At 49.1% G+C, this 13226-nt stretch carries 12 protein-coding genes; 8 read left to right on the forward strand and 4 right to left on the reverse strand.

Going from position 1 to position 13226, the window contains the following annotated elements; translation table 11 throughout:
- The 7 genes from EDF88_RS18955 to EDF88_RS18985 all read left to right on the forward strand — a co-directional run.
- A partial coding sequence (locus EDF88_RS18955; RefSeq protein WP_134186442.1) for a YadA-like family protein occupies positions 1-3840 on the forward strand: 3840 nt, incomplete at its 5' end.
- 84 nt (positions 3841-3924) lie between these two features.
- The gene (locus tag EDF88_RS18960; protein WP_243839639.1) at positions 3925-4734 is read left to right on the forward strand and encodes an OmpA family protein; all 810 of its coding nucleotides are present in this window, start codon (positions 3925-3927) and stop codon (positions 4732-4734) included.
- An 8-nt stretch (positions 4735-4742) separates the two neighbouring features.
- The gene (locus EDF88_RS18965; protein WP_134186446.1) at positions 4743-5594 is read left to right on the forward strand and encodes a hypothetical protein; all 852 of its coding nucleotides are present in this window, start codon (positions 4743-4745) and stop codon (positions 5592-5594) included.
- 194 nt (positions 5595-5788) lie between these two features.
- The gene (locus EDF88_RS18970; protein ID WP_134186448.1) at positions 5789-6325 is read left to right on the forward strand and encodes a hypothetical protein; all 537 of its coding nucleotides are present in this window, start codon (positions 5789-5791) and stop codon (positions 6323-6325) included.
- A gap of 88 nt (positions 6326-6413) precedes the next feature.
- On the forward strand, positions 6414-7004 hold the full coding sequence (locus EDF88_RS18975; RefSeq protein WP_134186450.1) for a hypothetical protein: 591 nt from the start codon (positions 6414-6416) through the stop codon (positions 7002-7004).
- Positions 7005-7054: 50 nt separating this feature from the next.
- Positions 7055-7639, forward strand: coding sequence for a hypothetical protein (locus tag EDF88_RS18980; RefSeq protein ID WP_134186452.1), 585 nt, complete (start codon positions 7055-7057; stop codon positions 7637-7639).
- Positions 7640-7674: 35 nt separating this feature from the next.
- Positions 7675-8559 carry a PHP domain-containing protein gene (locus tag EDF88_RS18985; RefSeq protein ID WP_134186454.1) on the forward strand — a complete coding sequence of 295 codons (885 nt, stop codon included), beginning with the start codon at positions 7675-7677 and terminating at the stop codon, positions 8557-8559.
- 126 nt (positions 8560-8685) lie between these two features.
- Here EDF88_RS18985 and EDF88_RS18990 read toward each other — a convergent pair whose 3' ends face one another.
- The 4 genes from EDF88_RS18990 to mdtM all read right to left on the reverse strand — a co-directional run bounded on the left by EDF88_RS18990 (position 8686) and on the right by mdtM (position 11687).
- Positions 8686-8928 carry a hypothetical protein gene (locus tag EDF88_RS18990; RefSeq protein ID WP_208326157.1) on the reverse strand — a complete coding sequence of 81 codons (243 nt, stop codon included), beginning with the start codon at positions 8926-8928 and terminating at the stop codon, positions 8686-8688.
- 23 nt (positions 8929-8951) lie between these two features.
- Entirely contained in the window at positions 8952-9209 is a 258-nt protein-coding gene (locus tag EDF88_RS18995) for a YjhX family toxin (RefSeq protein WP_134186456.1), read from the reverse strand.
- A 303-nt stretch (positions 9210-9512) separates the two neighbouring features.
- On the reverse strand, positions 9513-10259 hold the full coding sequence (locus EDF88_RS19000; protein WP_134186458.1) for a class I SAM-dependent methyltransferase: 747 nt from the start codon (positions 10257-10259) through the stop codon (positions 9513-9515).
- Between the two features lie 201 nt (positions 10260-10460).
- The gene (mdtM, locus tag EDF88_RS19005; RefSeq protein ID WP_134186460.1) at positions 10461-11687 is read right to left on the reverse strand and encodes a multidrug efflux MFS transporter MdtM; all 1227 of its coding nucleotides are present in this window, start codon (positions 11685-11687) and stop codon (positions 10461-10463) included.
- Positions 11688-12389: 702 nt separating this feature from the next.
- Here mdtM and EDF88_RS19010 point away from each other — a divergent pair.
- Positions 12390-13199 carry a sugar-binding domain-containing protein gene (locus EDF88_RS19010; protein WP_243839646.1) on the forward strand — a complete coding sequence of 270 codons (810 nt, stop codon included), beginning with the start codon at positions 12390-12392 and terminating at the stop codon, positions 13197-13199.
- Positions 13200-13226: the final 27 nt, after the last annotated feature.

A 13226-nucleotide genomic window follows, 5' to 3' on the forward strand; every position in this document is an offset into this window, starting at 1 on the left:
GACGGCAGCACGCTGTCTCAGCAGGCGTATCTGGTGGGCGGCACGGCAACAGGTGAAGTGAACGTCGGCGATCGCCGGATCACCGGGCTGTCTGCCGGTGCTGCGGGCACCGATGCGGTCAACGTCGCCCAGCTGATGGAAGTGGCCACCGGCTCGGTGGCGGATGCGGTGATGTATGACAGCACGGCGCACAACCGGGTGACACTGGGCACCACCGGGGCAACGGCACCGGTGGCGCTGACCAACGTGGCGGCCGGCGCGCTGACCACCACCAGTACCGATGCGGTGAATGGTTCACAGCTGTTCGCCACCAACCAGGCCATCGACGGTCTGCAGACCGGCAGCGTGCTGTATGACACAAACCCGGACGGCAGCCCTGACTACAGCAGCGTCACCCTGGGCGGCGACAGTTATAACGCCACCACCCAGACCGGCGGCACGACGATCACCAACGTGGCGAACGGCGTGGCGGCAAGCGATGCGGTCAACGTCTCGCAGCTGACGGCGCTGACCAACACCGGTACCAAATACTTCCACGCCAACTCCACCGGCACCGACTCGTCGGCCACCGGGCAGGATGCGGTGGCGATCGGCATGGGCGCCATTGCCAGTGCCGATAACAGTGTGGCACTGGGTGCTGGCTCGCTGGCGGACGGCAGTACGCTGTCTCATCAGGCATATCTGGTAGGCGGCACCGCGACGGGTGAAGTGAACGTCGGCGAACGTCGTATTACCGGGCTGGCTGCAGGTGCAGATGATACAGATGCGGTGAATGTGGCGCAGTTGAGCACGCTTAAGAACCATTACTACAGTTTCAACGATGCGGAAAACCGTGGTTTTAACTACGACAACGAGGGAGCCTCAGGCGTTAACTCCATTGCTGCAGGTATCAATGCTGCAGCGACAGGCGAAGCGGCTGTTGCGACTGGTGTGAATGCAGAAGCAAACGGTGATCACTCTATCAGTCTGGGCTATGGCACCACCGTTAATGGGGCGCGTTCAGCAGCAATTGGTGATCCAACAGTGGTTAATGGTGATGACAGTTACTCCCTGGGCAACGAAAACCGAATCGATTCCAACAAAGTCTTTGTCATGGGCAATAACGTTACGGTTGGCGCAGGATTAGACGGATCGGTGGTTTTGGGTGATGGGTCTTCCGTCAACGCTGCTGTGGCAACGTCGGGCATTACGCTCAACGGCACTGACTATCTGTTTGCCGGTGTTGCCCCGACCAGCTCGGTCAGTGTAGGCAGCCTTGGGGCAGAACGTACTATTACCAACGTGGCGGCAGGTCGTTTGAGTGGTATCAGTACCGATGCGGTAAACGGTTCGCAACTGTTTGCCACCAACCAGGCAATCGACGGTCTGCAAACTGGCAGCGTGCTTTACGACACGCACGTAGATCGCACCACGAACCACAACAGCGTGACGCTGGGTGGCGACACCTACAACAGCGTAACGAAAACTGGCGGTACCCGGATAACTAACGTGGCGAACGGTGTTGCGCCGAGTGATGCGGTGAACTTCTCGCAGTTGACGGAAACCAACAACAGTATCACTAACCTGGGCGATAACATCACCAACCTGGGTGATGACATCACCACTATCTACGGCCGTGGCATCAAATACTTCCACGCCAACTCCACCGGTGCCCTGGCATCGGCGACCGGGCAGGACGCGGTGGCCATCGGCATGGGTGCGGTTGCCAGCCACAGCAACAGCGTGGCACTGGGCGCCGGTTCACAGACTGCGGCGGCGGTCGGCACGGCCGGGGCCACCATCGGCGGCAACGACTACCTCTTTGCCGGGACGGCGCCGACCAGCACCGTCAGCGTGGGCGATGTGGGTGCCGAGCGCACCCTGACCCACGTGGCGGCCGGACGGCTGAGTGGCAACAGCACCGATGCGGTCAATGGCTCGCAGTTGTTTGCCACCAACAGCCAGGTGGATATCAACACCACCGATATCAGCAACCTGGGCGATGACATCACCAACCTGGGCGATGAGGTGACCAATATCTTCGGGCAGGGCATCAAGTACTTCCATGCCAACTCCACCGGCGCCCTTGCATCGGCGACCGGGCAGGATGCGGTGGCGATTGGTATGGGTGCCCTTGCCAGTGCAAACAATAGCGTGGCGCTGGGGGCGGGTTCACTGGCGGATGGTAGCACCTTGTCTCATCAGGCGTATCTGGTGGGCGGTACGGCAACAGGTGAAGTGAACGTCGGCAATCGCCGGATCACCGGGCTGTCTGCCGGTGCGGAAGATGCGGATGCGGTGAACGTGGCTCAGCTCAGAGAGGTGACTGCAGGATCGGTGGCCGATGCGGTGATGTATGACAGCAGTGCGCACAACCGCGTGACGCTGGGCGGCAGCAGGGCAACGGCACCGGTGGCGCTGACTAACGTGGCGGCTGGGGCACTGACCAGTACCAGTACTGATGCGGTCAACGGTGCACAGCTGAAGTCCACCAATGATCAGGTGGATATCAATACCACTAACATTGTGAATCACACTGTCGATATCAGAGGGCTGAAACAAGATGCACTGCTGTGGGATACCTCGCTGGGTGCGTTCAGTGCCAACCATACAGGAAGTGGACCAAATAAGATCACCAATGTGGCTAAGGGGACCTTGAGTGAAACCAGTACTGACGCAGTAAACGGTGCGCAACTGTATGCGGTTAACAATAACGTGACCAATCTGGAAAACGTTATCAACAATCTGAGGCCGACAGATGTGAAGTACCTGAAGGTGAACTCCAGCAGCACCGCATCGGTGGCTACGGGGTCTGAAGCGATAGCCATTGGGCCGGATGCGGTTGCCTCCGGGAACAGTTCTATCGCTTCTGGTAAAGGTGCTCAATCTTCAGGTCTGAGTTCTATTGCGATGGGTACGGAAGCCAATGCCAGTGCCGATGGCAGTATTGCTACCGGTAATCATGCCAAAGCATCTGGCCTGGATAGCGTGGCAATAGGTAACAGTGCGAATGCCACAGCCTCCAACGCCGTTGCCTTGGGTGCCAACTCGGTGGCGGATCGTGCTGATAGCGTGTCGGTTGGTGCGGCAGGTAAAGAGCGCCAGATTGTCAACGTGGCAGCAGGGACCAGGGATACCGATGCAGTAAACCTGGCCCAGTTGAATAAGGTGACCGGAGATATCACCAACATCGATAATACGGTGAACAATATCTCTAGCGGTACCGACGGCATGTTCCAGGTGAACAATACCGATGGCTTACCAAAACCTGTTGTGGAGGGCAAAAACGCATTGGCCGGTGGTGCCGGTTCTGCAGCCAGCGGTGATAACAGTATGGCGGTTGGGACTAGCGCGAAATCGAGCGGGGTAGATTCAGTCGCACTGGGGAATTCTTCTTATGCAACCGCGAAAAACTCGGTGGCATTGGGGGCTAACTCTGTAGCGGATCGTGAAAATACCATTTCTGTTGGTTCTGTTGGTTCAGAACGTCAGATAGCAAATGTGGCAGCAGGGACTCAGGGCACCGATGCGGTCAACGTGACTCAACTCAATAGCAGTATTAGCAATGCGAATAACTACACGGATAACAAGTTCAGCTCACTGAAAAATATGATTGACGATAACAAGGACAAAATGAGCGCCGGTGTTGCGGGTGCCATGGCGATGGCCAGTTTGCCACAACCTTATTCACCAGGTGCAAGCATGGTGAGCATGGGCGGGGCGACTTTCCAGAATCAGTCCTCTGTTGCGTTAGGCGTCTCCACTATCTCTGATAACGGCAAGTGGGTAACTAAGTTCTCAGGGAGTACCAATACCCAGAATGATCTCGGTGTGTCTGTCGGTGTGGGCTACCAGTGGTAATTCGTCAAACGTCGTAGTATCGGCAGGCGATATCCCCGGCATTCGCCGGGGGTATCCCGTAAATCTATTGAAGTGAGAATAATCATGTTAGTGAAATCGAAGCAAATACATTGGGCATTAATACTGGGTGGCGTGTTGTTGTTGTCGGGGTGTACCCGTTCCGTAAGCGATGTGGCAGACAACGGCACAACAGCGATCCCGGTGTTCCCAAACCCTGACTGTGCGGTTAAACGTGAAGGCAGCTTTGTTAATCTGGATAACTTGCAACAGGTGAGGAAAGGTAATACCAAAGCACAGATTTATGAAATGCTGGGTACGCCGCACTTCTCTGAAGGTGTGTTAAAGGTCAAAGAGTGGAACTACATTTTCCACTTTACGAAAGCCGATAAGTCGGTTTTAACCTGCCAGTATAAAGTGCTGTTTGATAGCAAAATGACAGCGCAGAGTTTCTACTTTTTACCAGAAAACTGTTTATCGCAGTTGGACGTGAAACCTGCCAGACCTTCAGTGGTGCGCCAACATCAGGAGCTAAGCGGTGAAGGGTTATTTGCTTTTGGCAGTGCAATGCTGCTGCCGGGTGGGGTTGCCCAGATTCAGGCGCTGTCTGCCAATCTGCAAACACAACCGCTGGCAGGTAAACGTGTGACTGTCGTTGGTCATACAGACCGTTTTGGTCCTGCCGCGAGTAATCAGCGTTTGTCACTGGCGCGGGCAAATTCTGTAAAGCAGCAGATGGTGGTTAATGGTATTCCCGCCTCGATGATTGATACCCGCGGTTTGGGAGCCAACGAACCACGTGTTTATTGCCCTGGCAGTAAAACCCCAGCGGTTATCGAGTGCCTGGCACCGAACAGACGTATCACCGTGGATGTTGAAAGCGTTAAAGGCGAGTGAGTTTTATCATGAAGGCGTTCGGTAATGTTTTAAAGGCCGTCATTGGCGGTCTTATATGGCTAAGTAGCCACCAGGTGTTTTCAGCGCCAGCAGATTTGCGCGTAAAAACCATCAGTGTGCCCGTTTATAATTTAATTACCGAGACATTGATTGATATTACGCCGCGGATAAAAGGTGAGCGCAATGAGTTTATGATGCAGTTAGTGTGCGATCTGGCGCGTGACAGTAAAAGTCAGGAGGCGGTTAATGCGATACTCACGGAAAACAACCTTAATCCAGAGAGCATTCCTGCAAAGGGCAGTTCGTTGTCACTGCTGGTAAACAATGATAAACCCCAGCAGCAAGCCGCCTGCGCCAGTTTTATAGCAACATCATTATTCTTCCCTGTGGATAATAGTGTGCTTTTTGAAACGAAAAAAGATGAGAAGGGTAAGGACGTCACGACACTGGATTCGGCGGGGTTTGCCCGGGAAATGAAAGTGAGGATGTCGATTGCCCAAGCGACAGCACAATTTTATGCCGTGATCGCCAATAACCTGAAAAAAGAAAAGAATATGACGTGGGTAGATTATCAGAAGGATGTAGCCAGTATTACCGCAGACTACGCGCCTGAGTATTTACGTTCTATAAAGCGAATTTTTGCTGCTAATCAGGCGACGTACACCCCGCGGGACATTACCGTCGGTGGTTATGATGTACAAGACAGTAATGGTCGTCGGCTTATTCAAAATAGCATGGAGTCACTTTTGGTATCACGTGGGGTTGACTGGTTAGGAAACGGAAAAATTATGGGTAAGGAGTACTTTGTTGATATTCAGGTTATTGATTCTGCGGCGAAGGTGAAATCCGGGAAGAAATAAAGAATACTATTTTTTTACCCGTTTTTAAATAAACCCAATAAGCGTTTTCTTGTTTGGGAAGGATAGTTACGTTTTAAGTACGGTGTATATCCTGTTTGATTAAGGATGCCATCCTCACCCCGGCGTAAAGTGTTGCAGGTTAAAGATATTTGTAATGTTTGTGTTCAACTATAAAACCAGTAAGGAAGTTGGAAATGAAGATCAGTTTAAAAAATGTTTTATTTGGAGTGTTTGCGCTTGTTTTTGCTGCATCTGCAATGGCGGGGCAAGGTAAAACGCAAAGGGTGGAGGTATTAGATAAGTTAGTGTCAATAGAGATGCCTGCGACATTCAAGGCGACGAAAATACCCGAATCAGATATCAAAAGTTCAACCTATAAACTTCCTCCGGAAGCTTACACTCACGTAAAAAATGCTGCTAATTTTGTTTTTAGCTACACCACGAGAAAGGTTGCTGACAATCAACTTGATGCTTTTGCGGAGAAAATGAATCAGATGTTGGCAAAGCATTCTCCAAAAGTGAGTAAGTTAAAAATAAATGGCCAACAAGCACAGCTCATTGACTATGTCGCACCTGCAACAGATGGCTTAAATGTACACTCTCTTATATTGGCAATGTCCGTCGACGGAAATTTGTTGATGGTCACATTTAATACCCCTGAAGTGCAGGCTTCAACATTTTTGGCTGTAGGGCGTGAGGCACTACTTTCTATTAAGGTAAATAAAAAGTAGTGGAAAAAAGGCATCAGGGGATTGTTATCCTGGTGCCGTTTTTACTGACGAAAATAGAAAAGGGAATAAGATGCAACAGAGGACTAAGATGGCAACCGATGTGATTACGCTACGAAAAGAGCAGCGGGCGGCTATCGGAACAGCGGGAGTGTTACGTTCGCTGCGAAATATCGTGAAAGTAATCAGCATTATGGGGGCTGTTATTTCTCTGATTGTTATCTTTTTTGCAGTGAAAGGATATTATTCATTACCGTCTGCAGATGACTATGTGGATAAAGGAATCTATACCTTTATGCCATCACGAACCTACACCATGCAGGAGAAATATAAAATTAAAATTTCTCGCAGTTGGCAGGAACGTTCCAGATCGGTGAATGTCGTGGAATATCGCGCGCATAAAGACGGTTATCGTCATCTCGTGAAAGTAGATTCAAAAACTGACGGGCAGAACCTTGTGCGTGAGCACGTTGCTATCCAAAGAAAAATTTTCTCACTTAAAAACACCAAGGATTTTATTACGGTAGGGTCAGAAGAAACAACGGTGAATTATACAAACCGTGCTCGCTTAAAATATATTTTATTTTTCTCTGCGAGTGCCTTCTATTTGTGCGTTTTTGGTGGGTTGTATTATTTTAAGAATCGGAAAGCAAAGCAGACTGTTACGATTGTTTCGCGGTAAGAATGCGTCTTTGCGGTTGATAATGAATGTTAGTCAAAGAGGATGTTGAAATGAAGAGAGTTGATGTTGCTTATGTTGTTAAATGGGTTGTTGGGTTTTTAGTCATTGCGATTGCTGTGTTGGCGGTTATTATTTTTTTCGTTTTCGAAATGATTAATATGAATTTGTTGCTCTTGATAGTGGCTATCTCCTTTGCTTTGGCAATAGTGATTATCCCTGCGGTCATGGGGAATATAATGAAGAAGAGTGCTATCGCGTTGGAAAAGGAATTTCCCTCACAAGGATTCATCTATCAACAGAAGTACGTTTCCAATAATGCAGTTTTCTACATTGATATTGATGGTCGCCTTGGTGTTGTGTGGAAATATAATCCGACACAATTTTTCCTTGTCGATGTTTCTAAGATTACTGACATAAGAACCAATAATGGTAAACAGCTGAGGGGCACGTCACTGGTAAGTTGCCAATTTAAGCTCGATGGTCGGAAATTTAAAATCTATACGCTGCGAGTTTCTAATGGACAGCTTGCTATGACAGACGAAAAAGTAATAAAAGCAATCTCAAAAGCCGATAGGCTGGGTGAGGTTCTGGAGATTGCTAAGCAAAATGCTGCGAAAAAAACCAGCATGCAATAAAGAAAGTAATTGATCATATCAAGAAGAGGTAACTCATGGAAAAGATCGACCTACATATGCATTCCCGTTATAGCGATGATGCGGATTTTCCCGTTGATGTGTTAATCGCGCGCTGTAAGGCGAATGGCGTGAGTACTCTGGCAGTCACTGACCATAACAGCGCTCACTCGGTGGCAGAAGCTAAGGCATGGCTATCATCCGATCTGAATGTGATATCCGGTATTGAGATTGATTGTACCTTTGCCGGGAATAACTACCATTTGTTGGGCTATGGTTTCACTCCCAGTGATGATTTTGTTGAGATCCACAACAATTTCAACGCAATTCAACGGGAATTGACGCCGAAAAAACTCGCAAAGCTGCGCGAGTTGAATTTTTTTCTTGATGAAACACGTTTAGCAGAGGTTTGTGGCGATACCATTCCTCAAGAAGAACAGATGGGGGAGGTGATTCTCGAAGATGAACGCAATGACGGCCACCCATTGCTGTTGCCATATCGCACTGGCGGTGCCCGGGCGGATATGCCGCTGATTAATTTTTTCTGGGATTTCTTTGGCCCAGGCAAAGCCTGCCATTTACCGGTTACGTTTCCTCCAATGAGCGAGATGGTTGATGTGATTCGCCATAATGGCGGGATACCGATTTTGGCCCATATCGGCGCTAACGTTAAGCAAGATCATACGCAGGTTATTGAAGAGATGCTGAAAATTGGTGTGATGGGCGTTGAGGTGTTCTCAAGCTACCATTCACCGGAACTGACCGATCAGTTATATGATTTTACCGTTAGCCGTTCGGCATATGTTACCTGTGGCAGTGACTTTCATGGGCGTAACAAGCCAAAAATTGAAGTCGGGCAATGTGTTTACGAGCCTTACCAACTGGCTGAAATTAAAAGATTCATTTCTTGCGTAAGTGCTTGATTGTTTTATTTAGTCTGCCCTGAAATTATTGTTCCAGATGATGTATGTACCCGAACACTTTAAAGATGCAGGTGCAATCACCTCGCCCTCTCCCTCCACAGTAGGGAGAGGGCGTTAAGGGAAGGATTACTGCTGGGTATGCGCTAAAAGCGTATACAGCTTGCCTTCAAACGTGTCACTTGTGGGCCAGGCTGAAGTCTCTATCCGCTGTGGTTTTTGAAAGCCACATTCTGTCAGTAGCTGCTGGTATCCGTTATCCTGCCATGCCGTCATTTGGCTACCGAAGCGCGTTACCGCGCCATTTTCTTCTACGGCCCAGAATAATGTTGAGCTTGTTTGCGTGGCGTCATCCCAACCGTGTTGCGTCAACAGCTGATATCCATATATTTTCCTTAACGGTTGTCCAGTTGGGCGCGAACGTTGTTCAGCCCCGTGGTGTTAATACGATACGGCTGACCATTCACGGACTTGATAAGCTTCTTGGTTTTAAGTTTTTTGAACACGACGAGTGTGCAGTCGCTGAGCAATAGCCCTTCGCGGGTGTAGCATTCAACGGAAGTGATGCGGCCTGAAGTATCGCGGATGTGCGCAATACGTCCACCTTTGGCGAGAACGTGTAAGGTGCGTTGTTCCTGACGGGATAAATTCATACTGGAAAACCCTGTTAATCATCATGTGCAAAACGTGCAAACACACAGCGGTGTCCGCATTCGATTTCGGCGCATTGATAATCAGTCCGGCCTGAAAAGGTCGGGAAGCTGATTATCTGATGATTACATTCTCCAGCATCAAAGCCTCGGATTGAGTTGAAAGGTATTTACCGGTTAATTCTATCACAGGATTTTTATGCAGGAATGAGGGAGTCTGAAAAGTGTGATCCGCCAAAGGAAAGCGGGTGGCGTTAGCCACCCGGAGGAAAACCTCAGTTCAGAAAATAAACGCCAGTATTGACATTACCGTGCCATCAGGGCGAATACGCCCCATCCCAGGTATTCACGCGTATAGGTGACGTGGCGTTCAGGCCATATTGTTAATTGTGTCCTGACTTCTTTCGCAAAGTCATCGTTAGGGTTGGCTTCAAGCCAGCGGCGCATCGTAAGCCACTTGGCCGCTTCGTATCTGTCCCAGCCTTCCTGGTCGGCCAGGACCATTTCTACAATGTCATAGCCGAGCTTGTCGAAAGAGCTGACAAATTCAGGAAGGGTGAGAAAATCGGAGATAGAAGTGGCTCCGCATGATTTGGCTATCTCTTCCGTCGGCGGTAACTGACGCCACCAGGGCTCGCCGATGAGGATAATCCCATTAGGTTTTAGGCTCTTGGTCAGAAGCTCAATAGTGCCGGTGACGCCTCCACCAATCCAGGTAGCACCCACGCAGGCTGCTACGTCGCATTTTTCTTCGGCTACGTAGCCAGTGGCGTCGTTATGAATAAAATCGACACTACCGGTGACGCCAAGTTCTTCTGCGCGTTTTTTGGCTTGCGTGCTGAATAACTGGCTCATGTCTATGCCGATACCGGTGATCCCGAAATCACGTGCCCAGGTACAGAGCATTTCACCTGAACCACTGCCGAGGTCGAGCACCCGGGTACCTGGCTCCATGCGTAGCACGTTGCCGAGCGTGGCGAATTTTTCGGGCGTGAACGGGTTATGAATACGGTGAGCACTTTCACTAATGTTGAAAATACGTGGGATGTCCATTTCAGAGTTCCTTTTACTGGGTTATTTAATTTGGTTATCCCTTAGAGATGCGTGTAGAGATGCGTGATCCGAAAAGGGAAAGTGGCTGGCAGGTCATTGGTGCCCAGCATGATATAAGAAAACATATCTCCTCCTTACCAGGGGTAACTGAAGCGAGAAATCCTCGCTCGCTCCGCATTTAAAACTGCTCCGTTATCCATTTTAGTCGCCTTGCAGATAAGTTTTATGCAGGTGTTGATAACGCAGCAACCGTGACAGGAATAAGACCCCCGTAACACCCGCGACCACTGCCAGCAGATGAAAAGGGATACGCCCTCCGGCTTCAAACCACAGCCAGCGAGCCAGTTCAACGGACGCGGCGCAAATGCTCAACACAACAATGTTGAGTGATGCTGATACCGTTCCTTTCGGAAGCTCGTTTGAGAATAAAGTAAAACGAAAGAGTGTCGGGAAGATGAGCCCGATACCAAAAGCATAGATACTGGTTCCGCCTGCTGACCATAACCAGACGTGCGGATAAACGATATTGCCGATAATCAATGTGGCCAGGCCGAGCAACTGGATGGGGACTGCCTTCCAGATAAAACGCGCAGAGGTAGGATCGTCGATAAACTTAACCACGACCATATTCGCCAGGATCACGGCACTAAAAACCGGTATCTGAGTCCAGGCAAATTGTGAAGTTGTAAGCCCCCCATGTTCGATGAGTATCACGGGGGATACTGCCACCCAGCTCATTATCGGTATGTAACATAACGAGATGGTGACTACACCGTTGAGGAAAATGCTGTTGCGAAACACCTTTCTAAAATCATGGAGTACGCCAGATACGCTGAATGGCGTGCTTTTTGCGCCTACCGTATCTGGCATGTTAAACAGTAATCCTGTCCATGCGATGAGCCCCATTAACCCCGTGATCCCAAACAACGCTTTCCAGTGAACGAAATGCATCAACGTAGCCCCTGCCAACGGACCTATAATAGGGGCGATGAGCACCACCGATGTGATGATAGCCATGAGTTGAATGCCCTTTTTTTCACCAAAGATCTCCTGCACGGATACGTATCCAACGGTGGCGATGAAGCAGATGCTGGTTCCCTGAATGAATCTTGCTATCAGATATTGCGTCATTGAGGTGGTAAACAGTGTGGCAAAACAGGCCAGGGTAAAAATCATTGCCCCGGTGAGTAGTACCGGTCGACGGCCAACGCGATCGGACAGTGGCCCAAGCAGCCACTGCAATACCATACCGCCAGCCATGTACAAACTAACGGAAGCGGGAGCAAGCCTGACATCGGCATTGAAATCCCGGACCACATCAATAATTCCGGGTTGGATCATGTCGGTACTCAGATATGCAGCAAATTCATAAAGAATCAATGCCAGAGGAAATAAACCTATGCTTAGGGTGTTCTGTTTTCGTGACATATTTTAATGGGCTCATCCGGGAGTCAGTTTTAAATATATATTTAAAATATTACTTTTATTCCTTCATAGTACATTATGTAACATAATTTATATTATTACCATTGGTTTTAGTAAGGTTAACTAGTGTAATTAATAGTTAAATAACTGTTTCTTATTCTATAAAATATATTTTAATATTAAAATTAACGATGCGGAATTAATATATTTATGAGTTTTATAAAGTAATTTTAGAATATTATTTTGTTGCGTCAGCAGAGAGTGACACTTCATCATTGCTGTTTCCGTGTTGCTGAGGTATCAAGGCGGCAACGTTGTAGAAAATTTTCAGATAGCGATGCCGTTAAAAGTCCTTTTAAAACAGTCGATAATAATGTTAGTAACCCCGCCGGGATGCACATTCTTTAGGGGATTAGGCGTTCCAATAATCGGTTTGCAGCTGTAAAGTAGTGGTTAATATTTGAAAGCACTTTGTCCGGCGCTGCTGTGATGAAGTAAAGACAAACTGGGATAACAAAAGTGGATATCGGACTGCAAAACGGCAGCTTGTTCAAAGATGACCCTGTACTGCATGCGACGTGGCTGTACTATCAAGAAGGGAAGAGCCAGAGTGAAGTCGCGGCATTGATAGGTGTGTCCAGAGTGACGGTGGTTAAGTACCTGCAGACAGCAAGAGAGAGCGGTCTGGTGCAAATTAACCTTGATATGAATGTCTTCGGGTCTATCGATGCCTCTTTGCGCATCCGCGAAAAATTTGGTCTGCATCAGGTTATTATTGTGCCAGACGGCGAGCACGTCGGTAAGCGTGACGATGCACAGCTCATGCGAGAGAGGCTCTCACGTGCCGGGGGGATGTACCTTAATCAGGTGATAGAAAACAATGATGTGCTCGGTGTTGCCTGGGGGAGAACTATCCACCAGATGAGCAAAACCATGACGCCAAAATCGTGTAAAGGCGTTACGGTCATCCAGATGTTGGGGTCTATGCCTTCGCAGCCCGATCTCACCATTATCGAATCCTCTTCCCAGATTGCTTATAAGCTTTCTGGTCGTGTTGCGTCTTTGCACGTGCCTGCCGTGGTATCGAGTGCCAGGCTTGCTATGGAATTGCAGGCAGAGCCAATCATCTGCTCTAACTTTGATGTGTTAACCCATTGTACCAAAGCATTTTTTGTTGTTGGAAACGCACTGGATGAAAACCCCCTGATTCGCGTCGGCGTGTTAAGTACCAAAGAGATGCAAGCCTATCGTGATTCAGGTGCTGTGGGCGTGATTTGCGGGCGGTTTTACGATAAAAACGGCATGCCGATTGTGATGGATGTTGATCAACGAATACTCGGGATCAGTCTTGCTCAGTTGCGGTTAATTGAACGAAAAATCTTCCTGGCGGGTGGTGAGCGGGGATACGCCGCCACGTTGGGCGCATTGCTTGGCGGTTATGTTACCGACTTGATTGTTGACGAAGGTACCGCCGAATTTTTACTGACGTGTGAATTGCCCTCTGCGAAATCCTGAATGATGCCCCACCGTGAGGGTGGGGCC

The sequence above is a fragment of the Buttiauxella sp. BIGb0552 genome (assembly GCF_004366275.1).
Taxonomy (GTDB): Bacteria; Pseudomonadota; Gammaproteobacteria; order Enterobacterales; family Enterobacteriaceae; genus Buttiauxella; species Buttiauxella gaviniae.

Coding starts and splice junctions, on each gene's coding strand:
- EDF88_RS18960 (WP_243839639.1), top strand. CDS start 3,925: ATGTTAGTGAAATCGAAGCAAATACATTGGGCATTAATACTGGGTGGC.
- EDF88_RS18965 (WP_134186446.1), top strand. CDS start 4,743: ATGAAGGCGTTCGGTAATGTTTTAAAGGCCGTCATTGGCGGTCTTATA.
- EDF88_RS18970 (WP_134186448.1), top strand. CDS start 5,789: ATGAAGATCAGTTTAAAAAATGTTTTATTTGGAGTGTTTGCGCTTGTT.
- EDF88_RS18975 (WP_134186450.1), top strand. CDS start 6,414: ATGGCAACCGATGTGATTACGCTACGAAAAGAGCAGCGGGCGGCTATC.
- EDF88_RS18980 (WP_134186452.1), top strand. CDS start 7,055: ATGAAGAGAGTTGATGTTGCTTATGTTGTTAAATGGGTTGTTGGGTTT.
- EDF88_RS18985 (WP_134186454.1), top strand. CDS start 7,675: ATGGAAAAGATCGACCTACATATGCATTCCCGTTATAGCGATGATGCG.
- EDF88_RS18995 (WP_134186456.1), bottom strand. CDS start 9,209: ATGAATTTATCCCGTCAGGAACAACGCACCTTACACGTTCTCGCCAAA.
- EDF88_RS19000 (WP_134186458.1), bottom strand. CDS start 10,259: ATGGACATCCCACGTATTTTCAACATTAGTGAAAGTGCTCACCGTATT.
- mdtM (WP_134186460.1), bottom strand. CDS start 11,687: ATGTCACGAAAACAGAACACCCTAAGCATAGGTTTATTTCCTCTGGCA.
- EDF88_RS19010 (WP_243839646.1), top strand. CDS start 12,390: ATGAATGTCTTCGGGTCTATCGATGCCTCTTTGCGCATCCGCGAAAAA.